Raw genomic sequence first — 1,107 nt, 5'->3', positions numbered from 1 at the left:
TGGCATTCTAATCGCTCTTGTTTAATAGATTTACAACGATGAATTCGAAACCAAGATTTCCATATTTTAAATAACAGCTCAATTTGCCAACGCAGTGAATATAAATCATAGATTTTCTCTTTCGGTACCCATTCCGTAGGAATGTTTGTCATATATACCGTAATTCCTTGTAAAAGTTTCGTACGCTCTGTATATGTAATCCCTTTTTTCTTTTCACGAATAGCTCGATCATGTAGACGTTTCTGTTTTTGCTCCTCTGTACATCTATAAACCACAATGCGAGTGGGTAGTTTGTCTTTGCTCCCTACATATACATCATGTAATTCATACACTTGGCCAGGTTGTAATTGGTTCATGATGTCTTCCAAATGAATTTGTATATATACCGGTCTCAATTGAGCAGGTTTTGTTTTAAATACCACTGTTTCGAATTCTTTTCTATATATTTTAGTTGGTAATTTAAGACGCGATAAATAATACCCTTCCTTATCTTGGATCGATTTAAAGTCTTGTAAACGAAAATACCCTAAGTCACGAATATATAGTTCATTCTTTTGTGTCATGTCCATTCGAGTCGCCCCATATGCCTGATCACTTCGTTTTCCTGGTTCAATTTTCACATCAGAAAACTCTCCACTCAACAAGTCATACTCTAATTGAATTTTCACACCAGCTGTATGACTACAGCCTCCGGCACCAGGATAAGTAGCTGCGAATCGATCTGGAACTTGAAAGGTTGTAGAATCAAGGATGCGAATCCGCTCAAAGTAAGCAGAAAGAGAATGAGAAATTGTAGATGATCCTCCAATTTTAGCTTGTAGAAGTGTAGTAAATACATTTCGAAAGAAGGCTACAGAAGCCGAGTTAAATCGTCGATTCAGTCCCTCAGGACTTAATAAAATTCCTGTTGAAGTTTCTAATTGACTACAAAGTTGAGTAAGAGAGGTTGTAGCGATTTGTTGATTTAACCATACACACAAAGATAAAAAATGGTGCCCATGGCACTTACGTTTTCGTTTCATTCCACCTGCTTCTATAGCTAATTGATTAAGTGTAGCGGGAGACATATATCGATATAACTCTTCGGCAAATAAAGACAGCTCTTGT

1 protein-coding gene is annotated in these 1,107 nt (G+C 36.7%); it reads right to left on the bottom strand.

What is annotated here, in order from left to right; genetic code table 11:
* Window positions 1-1,107: IS4-like element ISBce2 family transposase (locus MR065_RS27000; RefSeq protein WP_242215735.1), on the bottom strand; the 1,107-nt coding region annotated here is incomplete at both ends.

This window comes from Bacillus cereus group sp. BfR-BA-01383, from assembly GCF_022663495.1.
Taxonomy (GTDB): Bacteria; Bacillota; Bacilli; order Bacillales; family Bacillaceae_G; genus Bacillus_A; species Bacillus_A cereus_AU.
Note: the sequence above shows the minus strand (reverse complement) of the source record. Positions and strands in the feature narration are given on the sequence as shown.